At 40.3% G+C, this 23,450-nt stretch carries 21 protein-coding genes; 11 read left to right on the plus strand and 10 right to left on the minus strand.

Annotation, left to right across the window (positions count from 1 at the left end; genetic code table 11):
• Window positions 1–40 precede the first annotated feature (40 nt).
• Entirely contained in the window at window positions 41–736 is a 696-nt protein-coding gene (locus HWV00_RS17800) for a pseudouridine synthase (protein WP_211683522.1), read from the plus strand.
• Window positions 737–761: 25 nt separating this feature from the next.
• Window positions 762–1,568 (plus strand): DUF3530 family protein, encoded by an 807-nt coding sequence (locus tag HWV00_RS17805; protein WP_211683524.1) that lies wholly within the window; start codon window positions 762–764, stop codon window positions 1,566–1,568.
• On the opposite strand, the gene djlA is transcribed toward HWV00_RS17805, so the two are convergent.
• Window positions 1,565–2,356, minus strand: coding sequence for a co-chaperone DjlA (gene djlA / locus HWV00_RS17810; RefSeq protein ID WP_211683526.1), 792 nt, complete (start codon window positions 2,354–2,356; stop codon window positions 1,565–1,567). The genes HWV00_RS17805 and djlA overlap by 4 nt on opposite strands.
• 190 nt (window positions 2,357–2,546) lie before the next feature.
• Here djlA and lptD point away from each other — a divergent pair, with 190 nt between their 5' ends.
• From lptD to putP, 7 genes are all read left to right on the plus strand, one after another.
• Window positions 2,547–4,919, plus strand: a complete 2,373-nt coding sequence (lptD, locus tag HWV00_RS17815) for an LPS assembly protein LptD (protein WP_255554776.1) — start codon at window positions 2,547–2,549, stop codon at window positions 4,917–4,919.
• 269 nt (window positions 4,920–5,188) lie between these two features.
• A complete protein-coding gene (gene surA, locus HWV00_RS17820) occupies window positions 5,189–6,475 on the plus strand; it encodes a peptidylprolyl isomerase SurA (RefSeq protein ID WP_255554777.1) in 1,287 nt (428 codons plus the stop codon).
• A gap of 11 nt (window positions 6,476–6,486) precedes the next feature.
• Window positions 6,487–7,470, plus strand: a complete 984-nt coding sequence (gene pdxA, locus HWV00_RS17825) for a 4-hydroxythreonine-4-phosphate dehydrogenase PdxA (protein ID WP_211683533.1) — start codon at window positions 6,487–6,489, stop codon at window positions 7,468–7,470.
• Window positions 7,467–8,285, plus strand: a complete 819-nt coding sequence (rsmA, locus tag HWV00_RS17830; protein WP_211683535.1) for a 16S rRNA (adenine(1518)-N(6)/adenine(1519)-N(6))-dimethyltransferase RsmA — start codon at window positions 7,467–7,469, stop codon at window positions 8,283–8,285. Before pdxA ends, rsmA begins: the two co-directional genes overlap by 4 nt.
• Window positions 8,286–8,300: 15 nt before the next feature.
• Window positions 8,301–8,678 carry an ApaG domain gene (locus HWV00_RS17835; RefSeq protein WP_211683537.1) on the plus strand — a complete coding sequence of 126 codons (378 nt, stop codon included), beginning with the start codon at window positions 8,301–8,303 and terminating at the stop codon, window positions 8,676–8,678.
• A 79-nt stretch (window positions 8,679–8,757) separates the two neighbouring features.
• Window positions 8,758–9,582 (plus strand): symmetrical bis(5'-nucleosyl)-tetraphosphatase, encoded by an 825-nt coding sequence (locus tag HWV00_RS17840; protein WP_211683539.1) that lies wholly within the window; start codon window positions 8,758–8,760, stop codon window positions 9,580–9,582.
• Between the two features lie 210 nt (window positions 9,583–9,792).
• Window positions 9,793–11,283 (plus strand): sodium/proline symporter PutP, encoded by a 1,491-nt coding sequence (putP, locus tag HWV00_RS17845; protein WP_211683541.1) that lies wholly within the window; start codon window positions 9,793–9,795, stop codon window positions 11,281–11,283.
• Between the two features lie 110 nt (window positions 11,284–11,393).
• On the opposite strand, the gene folA is transcribed toward putP, so the two are convergent.
• The 6 genes from folA to HWV00_RS17875 all read right to left on the minus strand — a co-directional run bounded on the left by folA (window position 11,394) and on the right by HWV00_RS17875 (window position 15,951).
• A complete protein-coding gene (gene folA / locus HWV00_RS17850) occupies window positions 11,394–11,882 on the minus strand; it encodes a type 3 dihydrofolate reductase (protein ID WP_255554778.1) in 489 nt (162 codons plus the stop codon).
• 13 nt (window positions 11,883–11,895) lie between these two features.
• A complete protein-coding gene (locus HWV00_RS17855; protein ID WP_211683543.1) occupies window positions 11,896–12,363 on the minus strand; it encodes a threonine/serine exporter family protein in 468 nt (155 codons plus the stop codon).
• Entirely contained in the window at window positions 12,360–13,172 is an 813-nt protein-coding gene (locus tag HWV00_RS17860) for a threonine/serine exporter ThrE family protein (RefSeq protein WP_211683545.1), read from the minus strand. The genes HWV00_RS17855 and HWV00_RS17860 overlap by 4 nt, the downstream gene beginning before the upstream one ends.
• A gap of 69 nt (window positions 13,173–13,241) precedes the next feature.
• Complete coding sequence (locus HWV00_RS17865) at window positions 13,242–14,030, minus strand: heme ABC transporter ATP-binding protein (RefSeq protein ID WP_211683547.1); 789 nt, start codon at window positions 14,028–14,030, stop codon at window positions 13,242–13,244.
• A 4-nt stretch (window positions 14,031–14,034) separates the two neighbouring features.
• Window positions 14,035–15,087, minus strand: coding sequence for an iron ABC transporter permease (locus HWV00_RS17870; protein ID WP_211683549.1), 1,053 nt, complete (start codon window positions 15,085–15,087; stop codon window positions 14,035–14,037).
• A gap of 12 nt (window positions 15,088–15,099) precedes the next feature.
• Window positions 15,100–15,951: a hemin ABC transporter substrate-binding protein gene (locus tag HWV00_RS17875; protein WP_211683550.1), complete on the minus strand. Its 852-nt coding sequence runs from the start codon at window positions 15,949–15,951 to the stop codon at window positions 15,100–15,102.
• A 203-nt stretch (window positions 15,952–16,154) separates the two neighbouring features.
• Here HWV00_RS17875 and hutX point away from each other — a divergent pair, with 203 nt between their 5' ends.
• Together hutX and hutZ are read left to right on the plus strand one after the other, a co-directional pair.
• Complete coding sequence (gene hutX, locus HWV00_RS17880; RefSeq protein WP_211683552.1) at window positions 16,155–16,664, plus strand: heme utilization cystosolic carrier protein HutX; 510 nt, start codon at window positions 16,155–16,157, stop codon at window positions 16,662–16,664.
• A gap of 56 nt (window positions 16,665–16,720) precedes the next feature.
• Window positions 16,721–17,254, plus strand: a complete 534-nt coding sequence (gene hutZ / locus HWV00_RS17885) for a heme utilization protein HutZ (RefSeq protein WP_255554780.1) — start codon at window positions 16,721–16,723, stop codon at window positions 17,252–17,254.
• A gap of 121 nt (window positions 17,255–17,375) precedes the next feature.
• Here hutZ and tilS read toward each other — a convergent pair whose 3' ends face one another.
• The 3 genes from tilS to dnaE form a co-directional block, all read right to left on the minus strand.
• The gene (gene tilS, locus HWV00_RS17890; RefSeq protein WP_255554781.1) at window positions 17,376–18,785 is read right to left on the minus strand and encodes a tRNA lysidine(34) synthetase TilS; all 1,410 of its coding nucleotides are present in this window, start codon (window positions 18,783–18,785) and stop codon (window positions 17,376–17,378) included.
• A 128-nt stretch (window positions 18,786–18,913) separates the two neighbouring features.
• Window positions 18,914–19,864: an acetyl-CoA carboxylase carboxyl transferase subunit alpha gene (accA, locus tag HWV00_RS17895; protein WP_211683554.1), complete on the minus strand. Its 951-nt coding sequence runs from the start codon at window positions 19,862–19,864 to the stop codon at window positions 18,914–18,916.
• Between the two features lie 60 nt (window positions 19,865–19,924).
• A complete protein-coding gene (dnaE, locus tag HWV00_RS17900; RefSeq protein WP_211683556.1) occupies window positions 19,925–23,404 on the minus strand; it encodes a DNA polymerase III subunit alpha in 3,480 nt (1,159 codons plus the stop codon).
• Window positions 23,405–23,450: the final 46 nt, after the last annotated feature.

Genomic DNA, 23,450 nt, shown 5'->3' on the forward strand with positions numbered 1-23,450 from the left:
AGCTTCAACCCACATTTCTTCATCATATTGTATTCATTCTATGTCAAATTTTATTTATGCTCCGCCACAACAACCTTGGTTAGACATTATTTATCAAGACGATGCCATTATTGTTTTAAATAAACCAAGTGGGCTATTGAGTGTACCAGGGCGATTACCTGAACATAACGACAGTATTGCCAGCCGTGTGCAAGAGCAATTCCCCACCGCAACGATTGTACACCGCTTAGATATGTGTACGTCTGGCGTTATATTAATGGCATTAACGAAAGCGGCACAAAGTCATATTAGTCGCCAATTTCAGCAGCGTTCAACATCAAAATATTATTACGCGCGTTTAGAAGGCGTTCCAACGGCAAATAATGGCAGTATTGATTTACCACTACGTTGCGACTGGCCAAATAGACCAAGGCAAATGGTTGACTTTATTGACGGAAAGTCCGCTTTAACACATTGGAACATCATTTCAAAACAGCAAATCACGGATGAGAATAACGACACATATCTTGAAAGTGCGACCGTACTATTAAAACCAGTGACAGGCCGTTCACATCAACTGCGAGTGCATATGCTTGCCTTAGGCACTCCTATTTTAGGTGATGAACTGTATGCATCGGCACAAGGTGTCGCGGCCGCAGAACATTTACAATTACATGCTGCCATGTTAGAAATTGACCACCCTTTGACCGAAGAAAAAATACAATTTAAAGTCAAACCGCCCTTTTCAATCGATTAACACTGATTATTTTTAGGAATTATAAATGTTTAAGTCTATCGTATTATTACTTTTATTAGCCTTGCCATTACATGCAAAAGACGCAGTAAAAGAGGACGAGCAGACTAATAATACGGATAAGCCAACACTTACATTCCCAGTTTCACAGCAACGCGTATTTGATCAAGATTTAACAAAATACTACGATGCAGATGAGGTAGCGTGGCTAGGTGATAAAGATACGCGATTTTTAACATTATGGCGTGAACAAACTACCGCAAAAGTAACAGGAACAACCTGGATTTTCCCCGATACTTACACCTCTGCAAATAATCCGAATATTATCCAAACACTGCGCTATAAACTGACTGATAAAGGTTTACATACTTACTCGATATCCCCACTAAGCCAACGATTAAATTCCGAACAAGCAGAACAACGTTTACAAGCCCAATTACGGATCCTACAAGAAAAAATAGTCAGTCAAGATGGTAAGCGCTTACTTATCTTGCAGGGTGCTAATTCTCAGGCGATGATAAATATATTAATCAATAACCCTGACGTGTTTGTTGACGCGATTGTATTACTCAGTGCACACAGTCCAACAACGGAGTTAGCATCTCAATTAAACGAGCAAATAAATCAATTGAAAACACCAATCCTGGATCTATTTTCACAGACGGACAGTTTAGCCATTATTGATGAGGCAAGATTAAGAAAAACGAGTGCACGGCGTGTCAACAATATCAATTATCGACAAACTGTAGTAATCGGATTACAAGGACAAGTTGAAACACAAATCGCAACCAGCCAAATAATTTATGGCTGGCTGGTTAAGCTGGGCTGGTATTAACGCATTTTTCTTGATTCTTTAACTAAATCGTAAGCACCTTGAATATCTTGGGCTTTTTCCTTAGCAATTATCATCATCTCTTCAGGTAAACCTTTAGATACTAACTTATCTGGATGATGCTCATTCATCAGCTTACGATAAGCACGTTTAATGGTTTTATCATCATCTTCAGCTGTTACACCTAATTGTTGATACGCATTCGTTAATGCTTCTTCACGACTGACTTTACTACCATGACGATGAGAACGTATTTCAGCTTCCATCATACGTAGTAAATTATCCATATCTTGGGTCGTGACACCTAAGATTGAACCAATGCGATGAAGGATAGTGCGTTCAGCATCTGATAACTCATGATCAGCAAAAGCCGCTTGAATTTGAATTTCAAGGAACATTTTAATCAGATCACGACGTAGCACACTCACACGACGAAAGTCTCTAACCGTTTGCTCTAAGGGAAAATCAGCCGACTTACCTTGATTAAATGACGCTTGAGCAGCGCGACGCGTTTCACCGGTCAACTGCATACGGTCCATAAGCTGTGTTGCAACATGAATTTCAGCTTCGGTAACATGACCATCCGCTTTTGCCATGTGTCCCATCACTGAAAATGACGTATGTAAAAATATATCCTGACGCTTATGCGCAGCAGGTCGTGTATCAATACCAAGTCGAGGACCAAATTGACGTTTTAATATCGAGCCAACCCAGACCATAAAGATCGCACCAAAAAATCCACCAAACTTCATACCAATGGCGAATAATAAAATGTAAAACAACATATTCATAAAAGTAGCTACCAAGCAAAAATGACATATATTTATATAAGATTTGTATTATGGCTGTTTAAAATGTAACAAATCAATCAATCTCATCATCTTTTTACAGGTTTAAGGGATAAAACCAGCCATTAAATGGTCTATCGCTGTAATATGCATTATTATATTCAGCTATTTTTAAATTTGAATGAAATTATCGATGACAAAATGGATTGTTAACATGCGCCTTTTTACCTTATTTTCAACACTCAGCAGTGTCATATTCTCAGCGAGCGCAACAACACTTATTACAAATGACGATGGTTCTTCAACGGTTATCACTAAATCTGCAATGGAACTAGCCTCAGCAGATCTATTTAATCAATGCTATTCGCATGTACCACCAGTAAAACCACCCGTTGCAAATACCACCGATTCTCAACGGATCCAGTTGCTTTCAAATAATGCATCGGTAATTCAAGGCAACAAGGCTGTCTTTAGCGGCAAAGTTAATTTCACTCAAGGAAATCGAGAGCTATCTGCAGATGAAGTCATCCTTTATCAACTCACGAACATCCTTACAGCTGAAGGTAATGTCGTCTTAGCTGATACGACATCCACAATTAAAGGCCAAAGTTTAAAGGCGAACTTAGATACTAAAGACGCAGAGCTATCGCAAGTTGAATATTTATTGAATGGCGAAGCTGGTAACGGCCAAGCTAAAAAAATATATATCACAGATAGCGGTGACAGTATTTTAATGCAGCGTTCGACTTATACTGAGTGTCCGACAGGCGATAATAGCTGGGTATTACGTGCATCAGCTATCGACATTGATAACGTAGATGAATCAGCTGAAGCGTATAATGCAACCCTGTATTTTAAAGACGTGCCTATTTTCTATATGCCGTATTTTACCTATCCTATCTCAAATAAACGCCGTAGTGGTTTACTCTTCCCGTCATTTGAAAGCTCTCTAGAGAACGGGATCACTTATTCTCAGCCAATATACTGGAATATAGCCCCTAACTATGACATGGAAATTATTCCGACCTATATGTCAGAGCGCGGGCTAGAATTAACGACTAAGTTCAGATATTTAATCGATGGACAACAAGGTAATATCAATGTTGAATACCTTGCTAATGACAAAAAAACCAATACAGATCGTAGCTTGTACCACTGGAGCCATAACGGTAATTTTAACGATAACTTAAGTGTGTCAGCGAACTACACAAAAGTAAGTGATGATAATTATTTTGAAGATCTAAATGCTTCTGCAGGTTCTCGAGATAGTAATACGTTACTTCAAACAGCCGCTATTAATTACAATACAGATAATACAGCATCAGAAATTGAAGTCCGAGGTTTTCAAATTTTAAACGACTATTCTGATGTCGCACCGCATAAAGTATTACCTAAGATTTCTTTTAATGGCTACAAAGATTTCGGCCAAACTCCTATAGAATTATCTGTCTATAGTGAAATAACCAACTTTACGCATGACAATAGCAAAATGTACAGCGCCATACGTAGCCATATTGAACCTGCAATTAGTTTCCCTTATCAACGTCCTGAAGGATTTGCGGTTGCCGAGTTTAAATTACCAATGACTTATTACAGCCAATCATTTGATAGTAATGGTGACTTTGCAAATGGCTACAAAGGTGAGTTAGAAGAGCAAGTGGTTCGTGTTATCCCCACTGCAAGGCTACATGCTGGTTTAAACTTTGAACGTGAGGCAACTTGGTTTAGTAACTCGTTAACACAGACCCTAGAACCGCAAATACAGTATTTATACATCCCGCATGAAAACCAAGATAATATTGGTATTTATGATTCAGCGATTATGCAGCAAGATTTCTTAGGCCTGTTTCGAGACCGAGAATACAGTGGCCTAGATCGTATTGCCGAAACCAACCAAATCACCTTCGGTCTTACAAGTCGAGTCTATGATGCAATAGGAAGTGAAAGATTCAGATTAGCGCTAGGGCAAATTATTTATTTTGACGACACAACAGTCGGTGCAGAAGTGAATGACCCATCGACAGTCACCTCATCAAGTTTTGTGCTAGAAACCGACGTTAAGATCAGTGACAACCTATTATTTAACAATAGCGTAGAGTATGCCGTTGATGATAATAAGATAAGTCGTTCTGATGCCGCAATTGAATACCGTTTCGATCAAGGTCAGCGTATACAATTTAACTATCGCTATATTGAAGATACAGCTTCTATATTAGAAGACGAAAATAAAGAAATTAATTCAAGAATAAACCAAATTGGTTCTAAGTTTATATTACCGATTAATCATCAATGGGATATGGGCGCGAGCTATTACTACGATGTTGAAAATGAAATAACACAAGATGCCTTTGTTGGTATTAAGTATGAGTCATGCTGCTGGGCGATTCGCCTCGATTATGGCTATCGTTTGAAAAATCATAATACGAATACCAATGAAACAACCTTTGATCGTGGTCCAACATTGATGTTTGAACTGAAAGGTCTTGGCGGTATTGGTAATGATATGAACAACATCGGTACATCAAGTTTATTTGAATACGGTGAACCATTCCAATTACGTAAATAGGCTTGGTTTATAAATAGATACATGTCGAACATGATAACCGCTATAAATAGTTTAACTAAATACAGCGGTTATCAGTTGAATGATGATTTACACCCCATGAAGATTGCATTGAAACCCTGACAAGGTATACTTCCGCTTACTTTTTAGCCTCGGTTTTCATAAAACGACACAATCCTCACATTTCCCGTGGTAAAAATTGATAATTTTCAGCCTACTGCTGTCTCAGTTATAGTCGATATTGAATAGGAATTCATAAAGTGATTAAAAAAGTGCTTAAGACTCTATTATCTGGAGTCATAGTTGTAACGAGTTGGCAAGCTCAGGCAGAGCTAACGAAGCTTGATGAAGTCATTGCGATTGTTAATGAAGAAGTCATTTTAGCAAGTGATGTCAACGCATTAACTAGCTCGGTAAAAAAACGAGCGACGCAAGCAGGGCAAACCTTACCAGCGCAAGATGTACTGACACAGCAAGCGTTAGATAAGCTCATCATTGACAGTTTACAGCTGCAAATGGCAAAAAAGATGGGTATGCGTATTAGCAATGCTCAACTTGAAGATACATTAAATAACGTTGCAAAAGGTAATAATCAAACTGTTGAACAGCTACGTCAAAGTGTTGTCGCAGATGGTGGTAACTTTAACAATTATAAAGAAGATCTTCGAATCCAAATATTAACCAACGAAGTACAACGCATGCAAATGCGTCGTCGTATTACTATTTCAGATCAAGACGTTGATAATTTATTAGCCATTATTAACGAACAAGGTCAAAAAAATCTACAATACCGTGTTAATCATATCATGCTGCGTGTTCCTAACGAGGCTGATAATGCCACGATGGAAAAGCTACAGGCTAAAATTGCAGATATACAAACACAGGTCGACGCAGGTAAACCATTCTCCGATCTTGCATTAGCACTTTCTGCTGGTCCAAAGGCGCTTGATGGCGGTGATTGGGGGTGGATGAATATTAATGAAATGCCAACGCTATTTGCCGAAGCTGTCACGAATGCGAAAAAAGGCGATATTATCGGTCCTATCCGCAGCAGCGCTGGTTTACATATTATTAAAGTTGCCGATATGCGCGGTGTTGAAACCGTATTAACAAAAGAAGTTAATGCACGTCATATTCTGATTAAACCATCTGTTATTTTAAGTGATGACAAAGCGAAATCATTATTAAACGAATACTTAACTCGCATTAAATCAGGTGACGCAGAGTTTTCAGATCTTGCTAAAGCTTATTCAGATGATACAGGCTCTGCAGTAAAAGGCGGTGAGCTTGGTTGGGCAGATCCAAATATCTATGTGCCAGCATTTAAATTAGCACTGAAAGATTTGAAAAAAGGTGAAATTAGTTCTGCATTCCGCTCTAGCCATGGTTGGCATATAGTGCAACTCATTGATAGACGTACACAAGACACAACAGATAAAGCAAATCGCCAAAAAGCATGGCAATTGTTGTATAATCGTCGTGCCGCAGAAGAAAGCCAAGCTTGGTTGAATGAATTAAAACAAGAAGCTTATATTCGTATTTTAGATAATGAATCGTAACAGGTGGAAATGTGACTCATCGAATAGCAATAACACCAGGTGAGCCAGCTGGCATCGGCCCAGACCTCGTACTAGAACTGACTAAACAAGACTGGCCGGTAGAGCTAGTGCTTTGTGCAGACCCAGTACTCATTTTAGACCGTGCAAAAGCGCTTGGAAAATCGATTGAATTAATCGATTATGATCCAAATACGCCAGCACAGCCACAACGCGCTGGCACGCTAACTATCGCGCCAATGAAAATGGCTGCTCCGGCTATTCCGGGTAAACTTGATGAAATGAATGGCCGCTATGTATTAGATACTCTGCAATTTGCATGTGAAAAAAACATGTCAGCAGAGTTTAGCGCCGTTGTAACAGGCCCTGTTAATAAAGGCATCATTAATAAAGCCGGTGTCTCTTTCAGTGGCCATACCGAGTTTTTTGCTCAACAATCAGAAACAGCTGATGTCGTGATGCTACTGGCAACGACAGGTTTACGTGTTGCACTAGTCACAACGCATATTCCATTAGCATACGTGGCAAAAGCTATCACCGAAGAACGATTAAGTAATATTATTCGTATTCTTCATTCTGAGATGAAAAAGAAATTTGGTATTGAACGACCAAAAATTTATGTGTGTGGATTAAACCCACACGCAGGCGAAGATGGACATCTAGGTCGTGAAGAGATTGAAATTATCTCTCCGACGTTAATGAAACTTCGTGATGAGGGAATGGATTTAACAGGCCCCCTCCCTGCTGATACCTTGTTCCAACCTAAGTATCTTGACGATGCTGACGTTGTACTCGCAATGTATCACGACCAAGGATTACCGGTATTGAAATCGGTTGGTTTTGGCAGCTCGGTAAATATTACCTTAGGCTTACCTTTTATCCGTACATCAGTTGATCACGGTACTGCAATTGAACTTGCAGGAACTGGAACAGCCGATGCCGGCAGTATGTTTACAGCAGTAAACCAAGCAATAGAAATGGTAGAGAAAAACGCATGAACGACAAGGTCCATTTAGGTCACACCGCGAAAAAACGTTTTGGTCAAAACTTCTTACATGATGCATATGTAATTGGTCAAATCGTTGCATCGATTAATCCGCAAAAAGGTCAAAACCTAATTGAGATTGGTCCAGGTTTAGCAGCATTAACCGAGCCAGTAGCTGATTGTGTAGATAGAATGACAGTTGTTGAGCTTGATAGAGATCTTGCTGAACGTCTAGCGGAACACCCAGTATTATCTAAGAAATTAGATATTAACCAAGCAGACGCAATGCGTTTTGATTTCCGTCAGTTAATCAAACCAGACATGAAAATGCGTATATTTGGTAATTTACCATACAACATTTCAACGCCATTAATGTTCCACTTATTTGAGTTTCATGAAGATATCCAAGATATGCACTTCATGTTACAAAAAGAAGTAGTACAACGTTTAGCAGCAAGCCACAACACTAAAAGTTATGGCCGCTTAACAGTGATGACACAGTACTACTGTAATGTAACTCCAGTACTTGAAGTTGGCCCTGGTGCATTCAAACCTGCACCAAAAGTTGACTCAGCCGTTGTTCGTTTAGAACCACATGCTGTTTTACCATACCCAGCAAAAAGCTTAAAAGTACTTAATCACGTAGTAACAAGTGCATTTAACCAACGCCGTAAAACAATCCGTAATAGCTTGAAAAAAGTAATTTCGGTTGAAGATATTGAAGCTTTAGGTATTAATGTTTCTCTACGTCCAGAGAACTTAACGCTAGAAAATTATGTTACGATAGCTAACTTCGTAGCAGATAATCCAATGCAAGCAGCGGATTAATAGGCGCTCGTATCAATGATAAGTTTAGCTGATTCATTCACTCTTATCATTGATACCGAATATATCGAAGAAGTATCTGTACCTACTCAGCTCAGGTACTTCTTTACTTATACGATCACCATAACCAATCCATTAGACCAAGCAGTTAATGTATCTGCCATCCAATTATTACTCACTGATGGTGACGGTACGGTTAGCGAATTAAATAATCCCTTTCAAAATAATGACTATCTTATCTCTTCACAGCAAGATTTTTGCTATAGCAATGATATAATTACCCATTCTCCATTGAGTATTGTTCAAGGAAAGATTGAATTAAGACTCAACGCAAGTGAATTAGTCGTGATTACTATCGAACCATTTCGCCTTGTCACACCTAATCTTTTGCACTAATAGATTAAACGCATTATAGATTAAACGCATTAACTCACATATTTCATTATGCTAGTTCAGTAAGAAAGGTAATTAATACATGGCAACTTATTTTGTTGGTGATATTCAAGGCTGTTTCGATGATCTACAACACCTATTACAACAAGCTGATTTTGATCCTCAGCAAGATCAACTTTGGTTGACTGGCGATCTCGTCGCGAGAGGGCCGAAATCATTAGAAACGCTACGCTTTGTAAAAGGACTTGGGACTTCAGCTATAACGATACTCGGTAATCATGACTTACATTTACTCGCAATTGACGCAGGATTAGCTAAGCTAAATCCCAAGGATAAAACGCAACCTATCTTTGATGCCGACGATAAAGATGAATTGTTACAGTGGCTACGACAACAGCCGCTTTTGGCTCACCATGAAGCATATAACATTATTATGGTGCATGCTGGTATCAGCCCTCAGTGGACTCAACAGCAAGCCAAACAATATGCTCAAGAGGTCAATGCACAATTGCGCGGTGATGATTATCTCGCATTATTAACAAATATGTACGGCGCACAACCTGATTATTGGTCTGAAGGATTACAAGGCTTCGATCGTTTGCGTTTTATTATCAATGCATTTACCCGTATGCGCTTCTGCGCTTCTGACGGACAGTTAGAATTCCATAACAAACATTCGCCAGCAACAAATAGCAATACACAGCATATCCCTTGGTATGAAGTTGCAGGCCCACACCTTGATGATGCTCATGTGATCTTTGGTCACTGGGCTGCGTTAGAAGGCGAATGTAGCCATGAAAATGCCACAACACTTGATACTGGCTGTGTATGGGGAAATAGCCTGACTATGTTACGATGGGAAGATAAGGCAGTTTTTTCAGTCCCCTGCCCCATATATGCGACATAATTAACTAAAATAAGATTAAATAATAAGCGGGTTATCACAGTGTTACTCCAATGTTAAGTAATAACATTGCTGTTCGTATATACTGCCCCCTAAATTTTAGCCAACCCACATCAATATTACCGCAGACAAGTATATTGACGTGGCTTGGTTGAGTTTAATAATAAAAAACAATAAAAATAAATAACAACTTCACAACTAAGGCTTATATACATGATTGAAAATAATTTCATGATTTCAGCTACATTCATTGCTTACCTTGCTGTTATGCTCGGTATCGGTGTGTATGCTTATCGACAAACGAGTAATGCAACAGACTACTTTTTGGGCGGCCGTAACTTAGGTCCTTGGCCTGCAGCGTTATCTGCTGGTGCTTCTGACATGAGTGGTTGGTTACTACTTGGCTTACCTGGTTATGCATATGCAGCTGGTATGGAAGCGATCTGGTTAGCAGGTGGTTTATTAATTGGTACTTGGCTTAACTGGCTAATCTGTGCAAAACGTTTACGTACGTACAGTATTGTAACCAAATCAATCACGTTACCAGAATTCCTATCACGTCGTTTTAAAGACGATTCAAAAGCAATTCAAATTTGTTCAGCATTCTTTATCCTGATGTTCTTCTTGTTCTATACAAGTTCAGGCTTAGTTGCTGGCGGTAAATTATTTGAAACAGTATTCGGCCTTGATTATCAACTTGCTGTTGTAATCGGCACTGTTTGTGTTGTTTCTTACACGTTATTTGGCGGTTTCTTAGCAGTATCTTGGACTGATTTAGTACAAGGACTATTAATGTCAGCAGCACTATTAATCGTGCCGCTAAGCGCAATGGACGGTAGTTTTAGCGATCTAGGTGCTGCAATGGCAGACATTAACCCAGAACTACTGACTATGTGGCAGAATAGCAAAGGTGAAGACCTGAGTATGATTGCTATTATCTCATTAGCAGCTTGGGGTCTAGGTTACTTCGGTCAGCCACATATTCTGGCTCGCTTTAAAGCAACACGTAGCAATAAAGATCTTGTTAAAGCACGTCGTATTGCCGTTGTTTGGACTTCATTGTCTATGTTTGGTGCGATGTTAGTTGGTTTAGTGGGTCTTGTTTACACGAATACGAATAACATCACTATCGCTGACGCTGAAACTATCTTCATGTTATTAGTGAACAGCCTATTTCACCCTGTTATTGCTGGTATTCTACTTGCAGCTATCTTAGCCGCAATCATGAGTACTGCGGATTCACAACTACTTGTATCATCATCAGCACTTGCTGAAGATTTCTACAAACAACTTGTTCGCCCACAAGCAAGCAGTGAAGAACTTGTAAAAGTAGGTCGTTACGGTGTTGTTGGTCTTTCTATCATTGCATTGCTACTTGCACTGAATCCTGACAGCTCAGTACTTGGTTTAGTGTCTTATGCTTGGGCTGGTTTTGGTGCTGCATTTGGTCCTGCACTAATCATCTCATTATACTGGCGTGGAATGACGCGTAACGGTGCCCTTGCAGGTATTATTATTGGTGCGGTTACAGTTGTGGTATGGAAACAACTAAGTGGCGGTATCTTTGACCTGTATGAAATCGTACCGGGTATCATTTTTGCTTCTATTGCAATTGTTGTTATCTCACTCGTTGGTAAAAAAGACGACTACAGTATTCAAGAGCAATATGACGAATTCGAGTCTAGCTTAGATACAATGGCGTAATAACCACCAGCAATAAATGTTAACAATAAAAATGCCGCGCTATCCCTATAAATAAAGGGTTAGCGCGGCATTTTATTTTCTACATCGTCGTTCAGCTTACGAACAACTAACTACTTCACTCGTTCAAGTAAACTAAAGCGGTAATCGTGCGGATTTTTATCATCAGCCGCATAATACTCATTTTCGATTTCTTGCCAATTGTATTGTTCATAATCAGGGAACCAAGTATCCCCTTCCGTCGTTAATTCAATATGAGTCAAATACAAACGGTCTGTCGCAGCTAAGCATTGGTTATAAATGGTTGCACCACCAATAATCATTAACTCCTCAACCTCACCCGCAGCTGTAACAGCGTCTTCTAATGTTGCAACAACAGTAACACCTTCAGGCTTATAATCTGCTTGTCTACTTAACACAATATTTAAACGCCCAGGTAATGGACGCCCAATTGATTCAAAGGTATTACGCCCCATCACGATAGGTTTTCCTAACGTCGCACGTTTAAACAGTTGTAATTCAGCAGGTAAATGCCACGGCATTTTATTATCTAAACCAATCACTCGGTTATTTGCCAGCGCGGCAATCATGGAAATAATCACAACAACTCCTTAATCAAACAATAGGCTTATTACGGTACACCAGCACAGGGGCGATCGCCAGACCAAAGCTCAAGCCAGTTAAAATAAAAAGTGTCAGTAAGCCGTTTTCAACCACTTGTTGTTGTAATTCCACGCTGTAACCTTGATGATGTAGAGTCATCAACCCAGTCATTGTCTTATAAGCATACACACCTGGTATCATCGGAATTATCGCAGCAACCGTGACAACAGGCCGTGGGATAACCACCCTTCTAGACCAAGGTACTGTTGCCAGCCCCAGTAATGTCGCAGCAATAAACGATGCCCACTCTATCGGAACATTAAAATGTAACAACAACGAACGTATCGCATGCGCACTGGCGGCAAATAACACACAGGCTAATAAAGCTTGTCGAGGGACATTAAATAACAACGCAAAACCAAATGCAGCGATACCAGCAAACACGGCATCATCAACCAACATCATTAATAGTGTATTCATAACCAACCTCCCAGTAATGCTAGTTGTACAGCCAAGACAATACCGAGAGCTGAAGACAGTGTTAATAATGTAGCGGTCATCCACCTTGCCATGCCGATGGTGACATGACCTTTCACCATGTCCGATACAGCATTAATTAACGGAAAGCCCGGTACGAGCTGTAATACACTGGTTATCATAATTAATTCTGGGTTATTTCCCCACCCAAAACCTGTCGCAAAACTACCAATAAAAGTAGCGAAAAATGCAGTAATGAAAAACACGGTAAGTAAATTATGATGCAATTGAGTTAACCACTGACGAATACGCATCGCAATGAAACTCGTCAACCAAGTACAAATAAATATAATATTATCGCCACCAAATAGATGACTAAAGCAGGCGCAAGACAATGCGACAAAACAGGCAACCAATACAGCGTTATATCTGGGCACATCCAAATTATCTAATCGTGTTTTTATTTGGTCTAGATCGTAGATTTTTCTTTCCGCAAGGATGCAAATTCGCTGCACTTCGCAAACGATCCCCATATCAATGCCATGCGCTTTCATCGTTCGTGTTGTTGTCACACAGTGATCGTTAAATCGGGTGGTAAGTATGATGGCTTTGGAGGTCAGTGCAATTTCAACACTTTCTAAACCAAACGCGATGCCAAGGCGCTCTGTTGTCTGTTCTATCAATCTGCTTTCAGCGTTATACGCCTGTAATAACTGCCCTACACGCGCGATAACACGCGTAATGGCAGCTTGTTCTTCATAACTAATAACAGCGTTGTTATTAGTTATGTATCCACTAACGTCATCATCCATGGTTACATTTAGCCACCTATCACTTATTGGTTAGGTGATTATAACGGCAAACTGTATAAAGAAATAGCACTACATGATGATAGGGTGCGAAAACGCATTATTGTTAATCACCGTACTTTCATAACCATAAACGTCTCTAATATTATCGGTTGTTACTACTTGTTTCGCGCTACCATTGGCACAGATATTACCTTCCTTTAATAAGATAATTCTGTCTGCATACTTTGCCGCAAGGTTAAGATCATGCAGCACAGCAACAACCGCGACACCCGTTTTCGTTAAATGCTTCGCACTCTTCAATAATTGATGCTGATAATTAATATCAAGGGCTGCCGTTGGCTCATCAAGTAATAGTAACTGAGGTTTATCTTTATTACCCACCGCAAGTTGCAATAGTATGCGAGCAAAATGAACGCGCTGCTTTTCACCACCAGATAAAGTAGGGTAAGCGCGAATTCTGAGATGATCTATCTCTTGCTCAACCAAAATAGCATCAGCAAGCGTTTGTACTTTAGCTTTACCGCAGTCTGCTTGTAGCCCACCCATTAACACAACATCAATAACCTGAAATGAAAAACTTAAACTGGCACTTTGTGGTAATACAGCAAGTGTTTTAGCGATCTCACCCATGCTAATCGTACTGCGCAGTTCGCCATTTAAAAATATCGACCCAGAGCTCGGCTTTAACTCACCAGTAATGGCTTTGAACAATGAGCTTTTACCTGCACCATTAGGACCTAGTACAGCCAAGAACTCCCCTTCACCCAATGTTAAATTAAGATCATTAAAAATACATTTTCCTGCAATATTATAATTAAGTTGCTGGCAATGCAGTACTGGTGCAGTCATATTTGACATCAGACTATATCCCTAATTTAGAGCGTTGTTGTAAAAGTAAAATAATAAAGAAAGGACTACCAAGTAATGCAGTAATAATACCAACAGGTACTTCACTTGGGGCCATGACAGTACGTGCTAATATATCTGCAAGTAATAGCAATAAAGCCCCTAACATTGCCGACAATGGTAATAAACGTTGATGATCAGGCCCTACTAATAGGCGAACCAAATGCGGAATAATCAAGCCAATAAAACCAATCATACCCGCGATAGATACCGCAACACCTAAACCGACTGCACAACAAAATATTAAACGACGTTTTATACGTACAATGTCGATACCAAGGTGTACCGCTTCTGCATCACCTAACAATAAAATATTCAATGATTTAGCCGATGACATAAAGACCACCAGCAGAAATACAAGCGTCATGCTACTGATACTAATGCTGATCCAATTACTGCCAGCCATTGACCCCATCTGCCATAAGCTTAAATCACGTAAGCTTTGATCATCGGCTATATACGTTAGCATGCCCATGCCCGCACCAGCGATCGCGCTGATAGCCACGCCCGCAAGTAGCATCACTACCACAGAACTACCTTGACTGCTTGTACCAAGCTTATACACCAACAAACAAACAGCTAATGCAAACGTAAATGCAAAAAATGATACTGTACTTAATTGTAACCAATCAGGTAAATCAACCATCACATCAGCAAAAATAACAATACCCAGGCCAGCACCCAGCGCTGCACCACTGCTTACACCAATAATACCGGGATCCGCAAGCGGGTTACGAAAGACCCCTTGCATCACAGCGCCTGTTAATCCCAATATCCCGCCAATAGATAAACAAAGCAATGTACGAGGCAGTCTAATATTACTGACGACAATGGCATTCTGCGCACTGACAGGCGCTTGCCAATTAATCCAATCGGTAAATAACGCTTTGATACTGTCAGCAAACGAGATCGCCATTGGCCCAACAGAAACAGATAACACCACCATCGATGCAAGACAGAGTAAAACAAGACTAGGTAACAATAATGGCCATCGGCTATTCACAAACATATACGCCCTTAATTAATCTAGGTTGGCAGATAAGTAAGGGTATAACTTACCCTGTAGCTGCTTTGCTTGTTCGATACTATTTAGTCCTAAACCACCAATTAATGCACTACCGTCAATCACATAAATTGCTTTATTACGACCTGCTGGTGTCTGCGCTAATAATGGCATGGCTGCAATTAAAGTATCGATATCTTGGTACTTCTTCCAATGGCGACCACTGACTAGAATACTTTCAGGCGCCATCGCTAAAAATGCTTCCGCTGATAACGCTTGATAAGAATTAAGTTCTGCAGCGGGGTTTACGCCACCAGCTAACGTCATAACCGAGTGAGCGGTCGTATTACTACCAGCCGCTGTATAAGTTCCTTTATCATTTAGCAGTAAGAACAGCATTTTTTTCGTGGTTTTAATTGCTCGCTTATTCTCTTCTAGCTGCTTTATGTCACTGTCTAATTTAGTTATTAATTGCTTAGCTTGTGATTTGCGATCTAATTTATCACCAAGCAAGGTGATCGTATCAAGTAAGTTAGCTGTCGTTGTTTCTGTCGGTAGAACCATCACTTCAACACCACTTTGCGATAACAGATCCAGCGTTGATTGTGGTCCCATTTCACTACTACCGATCAACGTATCTGGTGCTAATGACAATAATCCTTCGGCTGATAACTGACGGTGATAACCAATCACAGGTAATTTTGATACGGCTGGATAGCGACTCGTTAAATCGACAGCAACCAAATCGTCTTGCTTATCTAAGGCTATGAGTAACTCAGTGACACCAGCACCCGCGCTAATAATACGTTCTCCGGCCGTACTACCAAATGACAATAATAAACAGCAAACGCTAATCAAAACCTTATTCATCTTAATTCCAACCCGTATTAATTTAATGATATTTATAGTTAAATAAAGATAGATAAAACACTTCTAAATTTAACTCAGACTTGCTCGGTAGTGTAAATAACAAACCCTTACAATGCAAATGAGAATTGGTTGCATTATCATTTCAGTTATATTAATCTGCTCCCCTAACTTCAACGATAAAGTCATTTAAAAGGCTAAACAGTATGCAAGAAAATACGACCCATAATGAGATTCGTCAGTTAATGGTTGAGCAGCCAAGATTAAGAACAATTGAGATTGCGCGAGCACTTAACTGTAGTGAATTACAAGTGATTCAAGCATTACCAGAACAAGTAAATATGCTGCCAGCAGACCAAACACACAGCTTATTAACCGATATAGCTGATTGGGGAAAGGTAACTTGTATTATTGAAGTGTCAGGTTTTATTTTTGAAGTAAAAGCGCCATTTCCAAAAGGAAAAAATGCTTATGGTTATTATAACCTCTCTCATGACAGTGAAGGCTTACAAGGTCACCTTAAGCTTGAAAATGTGGCAGCTATAGGTTTGCTAACGCGTAAAGTTCAAGGCAAATTAAGCTACTACACTCAGTTTTTTGATCATGATGGTAATAGTATATTTAAAATTTACCTTGGCCGTAATCAAGATGGCGAAGTTATACCTGAACAAATAGAACGTTTTAACACGCTATCAGCACAGGGCGTCAGCAACTAAGTCACCGCTTTCGATACTATACTAATTAAACATAAATAACGGACATGAAGGTCATTATGATAAACAAACAAGAACGTTTAGAAAATCGCTTACAACCAAAGATTGCAGAGTTTAGAGAAGAGCGTCAAACGTTACTTTTATCAACGCTAAGTGCAGATGGTTTTCCGCATATCAGCTATGCACCATTTGTTCGCTTAGAAGATGGCTATTATATCTTAATCAGTGAGATTGCTGAACATACGCAAAACTTACTAGTGAATAAGAATTTATCATTCATGCTGTTAGAAGATGAAGAAAACTGTAAACAAATTTTTGCTCGTCACCGTCTAACATACAAAGCAAATGCTGAAGTAATGTCTCGCGATAGCGAATCTTGGGCTATCGCAATTCCAGCGCTAGAAGCACGTTTCGGTGACATAATTACGAACCTAAGTGGATTAAGTGATTTCCGCCTATTCCGTATCGAACCGCAAACAGGTCGCTATGTCAGGGGTTTCGGTAAAGCCTATACAGTTAACGGTAATGACGATATTGACTTCGTACATTTAGAGCAAGGTCACAAGCAAATCAAAGAAGAAGTTAACGCTTAATTAACTGATAGCTATCAGTTATTGGCTAAAAGCTGAACTGTAACGAATAATAAAACAAAAAGCAGATGAATTGATTCATCTGCTTTTTGTATCTAACAACCGCTGTGATCATGAATACAGACTAACAAGTGAGGTGCCAATACAGACCATCTTGCGCTTCATATCCCTTGCATACCCACAGCCCAACCGCACACACCAACTTATCATTATAATAAACCAGTGGAATACGATCTCGTAACCAAGGGGCAACCCGGTATTCTTGATATAATTTTTTAATACTGCGCGAGCCACTACGGCCAGTAGGATGACATTTACCTTCACCACGAAAACGAATTGTCACCTTCTCATCATCCAATGGGCGCTTTATACATATGCCTATATGGTTTACATCAAACACTTTACTCGTATCAATCCCACAATTCTTTGGCGACTGTGCTTGTAAGGTATCTTTTAGTTCCCCCTGTAAATGTAATAGCCCAATATTATCCGGTAATGGGATTACTTGATTTTGGGTATGTTCAAGCATGATAACGACGTCTTTTAATTCAGCATATTTCTGCTGGTTATAAAGCACACCTTGGTAACGACGAAACTCACCAGCTTGCCAACTCAACTGTGGATTAGCATCATCTACTGCATTCACAACTTCATCCCATACCTTATCGAGATGATGACGACTTGGCATCGGTAATCGTTGCTTCGCTAACCAAAATCGTATGACGTTATTACGGCGTATTTTTGATAATTGCTGTAGTTCAACGATCTTTAATCCAGCTAAACTATCCTCGCAAATAACCACATCTATCTGTGCGATTTCATCTGCTAATGCTTGTTGCTCTGCACATAATTCAGCGCTACGGTGTACGGCATTAGCAATACCCGGCCAACGCTGTTTTAAACTAGGAATAATTTGATGACGTAAGAAGTTACGATCATAACTGTGGTCATTGTTACTTTCATCTTCAACCCAAGTTAGCTGACTATCCGTGGCGTAATCCACCAGCGCTTGCTGTGGTAGGGTTAATAGAGGACGTACTATCTGGCAGCTGTTATGTAATAAAAACGGCATTGTAGCCGCCATTGCCGAAAGACCTTTCACCCCAGCTCCGCGCTTTAACTGTAATAAGAACGTTTCAAGCTGATCATCCAAATGCTGACCAAGTAATAGTAAGGATTCATCGCCTAAGTGCTTCGCTATCGCTTGATAACGCGCATCCCGTGCTTTTGCTTCTAAGCTTTCTCTATTACCAAGATTCAGCACGACTTTTTCTGCGACAAAGTTAATATTGAGAGCCTTCGCGGTTTGCTCACAATGCACTAACCAATCATCAGCATTGTCGCTTAAGCCATGATGGACATGTACTGCAAGATAATCATGCTGAGGATATAACTGCTGATAGCGAGCCATTAAATGTAATAACACATGAGAATCCAGACCTCCGCTATACGCGAGTACAATTTGCAAAGGTTTCGTCGTTAGCGAGTGTAACGAATGCTGGAATGTAGAGAATAGATCGATGTTCACGGCCACAAGTATTATCACAGTTAAAATAGACGAGAATAGTATACCCACAAAAACAGGAGATACAAAAAAACCGCGGGTATTGCTATCCGCGGTTTAACATGTTTTTGTAATCTAAAAATCCGTTATATGACGTCTTACATGCCGAATGACATTAAGCGCTCATAACGTTGATCTAATAACGTTTCATGACTCAGTGGAGATAACTCTGCAAGATCCGCTTTAATACGCTCTTTCAAGTTAGCAGCCATTAGCGGTACATCACGATGTGCACCACCTAACGGCTCAGTAATCACTGTATTAATCAAATCTAAGCTCTTTAATCGCTCTGCAGTAATACCCATTGCTTCAGCAGCTAATGGCGCTTTATCAGCAGACTTCCATAAGATTGATGCACAACCTTCTGGAGAGATAACCGAATACGTACTGTATTGCAGCATGTTAACACGATCGCCAACACCAATTGCTAATGCACCACCCGAGCCACCTTCACCAATCACAGTACAGATAACCGGTACTGTTAGCTCAGCCATTTCTTTTAAGTTACGTGCAATCGCTTCACTTTGACCACGTTCTTCAGCGCCAACACCAGGGTATGCACCCGGAGTATCGATGAAAGTAATGATTGGCATGTTGAATTTTTCAGCCATTTTCATTAAACGTAATGCTTTACGATAACCTTCTGGACGTGGCATACCGAAGTTACGCTTTAATTTTTCGGTTGTATCACGGCCTTTTTGCTGGCCAATAATCATCACAGGCATACCGTCTAAACGTGCTGTACCACCAACAATTGCTTTATCATCTGCAAACGCACGGTCGCCCGCTAGCTCATCAAAATCAGTGAAAACATGTTCGATATAATCTAACGTATACGGGCGTTGCGGATGACGGGCCATCTTCGCCACATCCCAAGGTTTTAGATCACCAAATATCTTGGTTGTTAGCTCTGCATTCTTCTTTTCTAAACGAAAGATCTCATCTTGTAGATCTACATCATTAGAATTGTTAGTCACAAGTTTTAATTCATCGATCTGAGCCTGCAATTCTGCAATAGGCTGTTCAAAATCTAAAAAATTTATGGCCATGAGGCACTATTTCCTTATCTAAATATTATGGCTAATGACGACAATCAGTTAACGTCCACACTAATCAAATTCAAGATCAACATTTCCCGACCCTAACATCAGCTCTAATCCATATAAGAGCTCATCTGTAGGGGATACTCGCCATTCGACACCTAAGGTTAATTTGGCCTTAGCATCAGCGCGTTGATAAACTATATTTATGGGACAAGTACCTGCCCGATAAGGTTCAAGTGTTTCCATAAACTTGCCCATAAACTTATCATTTATTTTTTCTGCATTTAATTGCAATGTGAGGCCTCGCGCATAACGTTCTCGCGCGGCTTCAATATCCATAACTTCTCTGGCGGTCATCTTATACCCGCCATTGAAATCGTCAAAGCTGACCTCTCCAGTAATCACTAAAATGCGATCTTTAGCTATGTATTCCTCATAACGTTCAAACGCTTCTGAGAAGAACATCACACTTAAGCGGCCACTCTTATCATCTATTTCTAAGATCCCCATACGGGTACCTTTTTTCGTTACTTTTACTTGCGCAGAAATAACTAAACCAACTGCAGTAACAACTTTACCACGTTCGGTCGGTTTTACATCTTTCAAGCGGTTACTCGAATAACGCTTAACCTCTTTAATATACTGATTAATCGGATGACCAGTAAGATAAAGACCCAGCGTTTCACGTTCCCCTTCTAGCCACACTTTATCAGGCCATTCAGGTACATCAGCAAACTTGCTTTCTACTTCTTCCGGTTCTGTGGTTAAAATCCCAAACAGATCGGTTTGGCCATGAGATTCCGCCATTGCATGTTGTGCAGCAGCTTTCATCGCTTCAGGTAATGTAGCATGCAAGGCCGCGCGATGAGGACCTAATTTATCTAATGCTCCGGCATAAATCAGTTTTTCCATGATTCTTTTATTGATTTTTTTCAAATCAACACGATTACAGAAATCAAATAAATCAGAGAATTCACCACCACTTTCACGTGCTGCAATAATCGCGTCAATTGGGCCTTCACCCACGCCTTTAATCGCACCAATACCATAAATAATAGTATGGTCTTCATCAACATTGAATTTGAATAGACCTTTGTTCACATCAGGCGGTAATATTGTCAGCCCCATGCGTTCAACTTCATCAACAAGGGTAACGACTTTCTCGGTATTATCCATATCCGCTGACATTACAGCAGCCATGAAATAAGAAGGATAATGGGTCTTCATCCACAACGTTTGATACGATACTAACGCGTATGCAGCAGAGTGAGATTTGTTGAAGCCGTAACCCGCAAATTTCTCTACCAGATCGAAGATCTTCATCGACAGTTCGCCGTCGACGCCATTGTTTATCGCACCCTCTTTAAAGGTACCACGCTGTTTTTCCATCTCTTCTGGTTTTTTCTTACCCATAGCACGACGTAACATGTCGGCGCCACCTAGGGTGTAACCAGATAAGACTTGGGCAATCTGCATTACTTGTTCTTGATACAAGATAATGCCGTAAGTCGGATCTAAAATCTCTTTCAACGATTCATGCTGATACTGCGCATCAGGGTAAGACACTTCTTCTCGACCATGTTTACGGTCAATGAAATTATCTACCATGCCTGATTGCAATGGACCAGGTCGGAACAAAGCTACCAGTGCAATCATATCTTCAAAACTATCGGGCTTAAGGCGTCGAATCAGATCTTTCATACCACGGGATTCAAGCTGGAATACCGCGGTTGTTTCAGAACGTTGCAATAAGTCAAAACATCTTTTATCGGTAATATCAATCGATTCAATTCGAATCGCTTCTTTACCTTGCTTGACTAAATGTGGGTTTGCCATATCCAGCGCCCACTGAATAATAGTCAAGGTTCTTAGACCCAAGAAATCGAACTTAACCAGCCCGGCTTCTTCTACGTCATTCTTATCAAACTGTGTAACGGGGTTATTACCTTCATCATCACAGTACAAGGGCGCGAAATCAGTGATCAAGGTAGGTGAAATTACAACACCACCAGCATGTTTACCGGCATTACGTGTAACACCTTCCAGAATACGTGCCATATCAACGAGTGCACGTACTTCTTCATCACCTTGATACATTTCATCTAAACGTGGTTCAACGTCCCACGCTTTGGTTAAGGTCATTCCAGGATCACCGGGAATTAACTTAGAAATACGATCAACAAAACCAAACGGATGACCAAGCACACGTCCAACATCGCGTATCACGGCTTTTGCCGCCATGGTACCAAAAGTAATGATCTGACTTACCGCATCTCGATTATAAAGCTCCGCTACGTGATCAATGACTTCATCACGGCGATCCATACAGAAATCGACATCGAAATCGGGCATAGAGACACGTTCAGGATTCAAGAAACGTTCGAACAGTAATTCATATTCAATCGGATCAAGATCGGTAATCTTAAGCGCATAAGCCACTAATGAACCAGCGCCGGACCCGCGACCAGGACCAACAGGAATATTGTTGTCCTTACTCCACTGAATGAACTCCATTACAATTAAGAAGTAACCAGGGAATCCCATATTGTTAATTACTTTAAGCTCAACATCTAAACGCTCTTCATAAGCAGGGCGCTGACGTTCACGCTCAACGGGATCAGGAAACAGAAAGTCTAAACGTTCAACCAAGCCATCTTCAGATACTTTAACTAAAAAATCTTCAGTAGAAAGCTCACCTGTTGGGAAGTTAGGTAAGAAATATTCGCCTAAGCGTACTGTCGCATTACAACGTTTGGCAATTTCAACAGAGTTAGCCAGCGCTTCAGGTATATCAGCAAATAACTCACACATTTCATCTTCACTGCGTAAGTATTGCTCTTTGCTGTATAGCCGAGGGCGACGCTTGTCTTCTAGTGTATAACCATCATGAATCGATACGCGGATCTCATGCGCATCAAATTCATCTTCATGTAAGAACACCACATCATTTGTTGCCACAACAGGCAACTGATACTGAGCCGCAAAATCAACAGCCATGTGCAGATAAGCTTCTTCGTCTGGACGCCCAGTACGAATTAACTCAAGATAATAACTATCAGGAAAATGGGTTTGGTAAAAAGCAACGCATTGCTGAGCAAGTGCAGCATTGCCTTTTAATAAAGCCTTACCGACATCGCCATTACGCGCACCAGATAATAAGATCACCCCTTCAGCATGTTCTGCTAGCCATGCTTTATCAATAATTGCACGACCGTCAACGTGTCCCCGGGTGTATGCTTTAGAGATCAACACCGTAATGTTGTTATAACCCTTATTATCTTTTGCTAACGCGGTTAGCTTGAACTGTTCATCAGGGTATTCTTCACTTTGCACCCAAAAATCAGCACCAAGAATGGGTTTAACCCCTGACTTTTGCATTGCACCATAAAATTTAACCAATGCGCACATATTCGTTTGATCGGTTAATGCGACTGCGGGCATGTTGAGCTCTTGTAAGCGGGGAGCAAGACGTTTAATACGTACTAAGCTGTCCACCATCGAGAACTCGGAGTGTAAATGCAGGTGAATAAAACGAGGTTCTGCCATAAATAAGACTTTCTGCTAATTGAGAGTAGATAAAATAAAACGAGAA

The organism is Moritella sp. 24, assembly GCF_018219155.1.
Classification (GTDB): domain Bacteria; phylum Pseudomonadota; class Gammaproteobacteria; order Enterobacterales; family Moritellaceae; genus Moritella.

What these genes read in the sequence shown, in the direction of transcription:
- djlA (WP_211683526.1), bottom strand. Translation starts at nt 2,356, where the DNA reads ATGAATATGTTGTTTTACATTTTATTATTCGCCATTGGTATGAAGTTT.
- HWV00_RS17870 (WP_211683549.1), bottom strand. Translation starts at nt 15,087, where the DNA reads ATGTTTGTGAATAGCCGATGGCCATTATTGTTACCTAGTCTTGTTTTA.
- HWV00_RS17855 (WP_211683543.1), bottom strand. Translation starts at nt 12,363, where the DNA reads ATGAATACACTATTAATGATGTTGGTTGATGATGCCGTGTTTGCTGGT.
- putP (WP_211683541.1), top strand. Translation starts at nt 9,793, where the DNA reads ATGATTGAAAATAATTTCATGATTTCAGCTACATTCATTGCTTACCTT.
- HWV00_RS17875 (WP_211683550.1), bottom strand. Translation starts at nt 15,951, where the DNA reads ATGAATAAGGTTTTGATTAGCGTTTGCTGTTTATTATTGTCATTTGGT.
- HWV00_RS17835 (WP_211683537.1), top strand. Translation starts at nt 8,301, where the DNA reads ATGATAAGTTTAGCTGATTCATTCACTCTTATCATTGATACCGAATAT.
- HWV00_RS17860 (WP_211683545.1), bottom strand. Translation starts at nt 13,172, where the DNA reads ATGGATGATGACGTTAGTGGATACATAACTAATAACAACGCTGTTATT.
- HWV00_RS17805 (WP_211683524.1), top strand. Translation starts at nt 762, where the DNA reads ATGTTTAAGTCTATCGTATTATTACTTTTATTAGCCTTGCCATTACAT.
- hutZ (WP_255554780.1), top strand. Translation starts at nt 16,721, where the DNA reads ATGATAAACAAACAAGAACGTTTAGAAAATCGCTTACAACCAAAGATT.
- HWV00_RS17865 (WP_211683547.1), bottom strand. Translation starts at nt 14,030, where the DNA reads ATGTCAAATATGACTGCACCAGTACTGCATTGCCAGCAACTTAATTAT.
- HWV00_RS17840 (WP_211683539.1), top strand. Translation starts at nt 8,758, where the DNA reads ATGGCAACTTATTTTGTTGGTGATATTCAAGGCTGTTTCGATGATCTA.
- dnaE (WP_211683556.1), bottom strand. Translation starts at nt 23,404, where the DNA reads ATGGCAGAACCTCGTTTTATTCACCTGCATTTACACTCCGAGTTCTCG.
- HWV00_RS17800 (WP_211683522.1), top strand. Translation starts at nt 41, where the DNA reads ATGTCAAATTTTATTTATGCTCCGCCACAACAACCTTGGTTAGACATT.
- accA (WP_211683554.1), bottom strand. Translation starts at nt 19,864, where the DNA reads ATGGCCATAAATTTTTTAGATTTTGAACAGCCTATTGCAGAATTGCAG.
- lptD (WP_255554776.1), top strand. Translation starts at nt 2,547, where the DNA reads ATGACAAAATGGATTGTTAACATGCGCCTTTTTACCTTATTTTCAACA.
- rsmA (WP_211683535.1), top strand. Translation starts at nt 7,467, where the DNA reads ATGAACGACAAGGTCCATTTAGGTCACACCGCGAAAAAACGTTTTGGT.
- hutX (WP_211683552.1), top strand. Translation starts at nt 16,155, where the DNA reads ATGCAAGAAAATACGACCCATAATGAGATTCGTCAGTTAATGGTTGAG.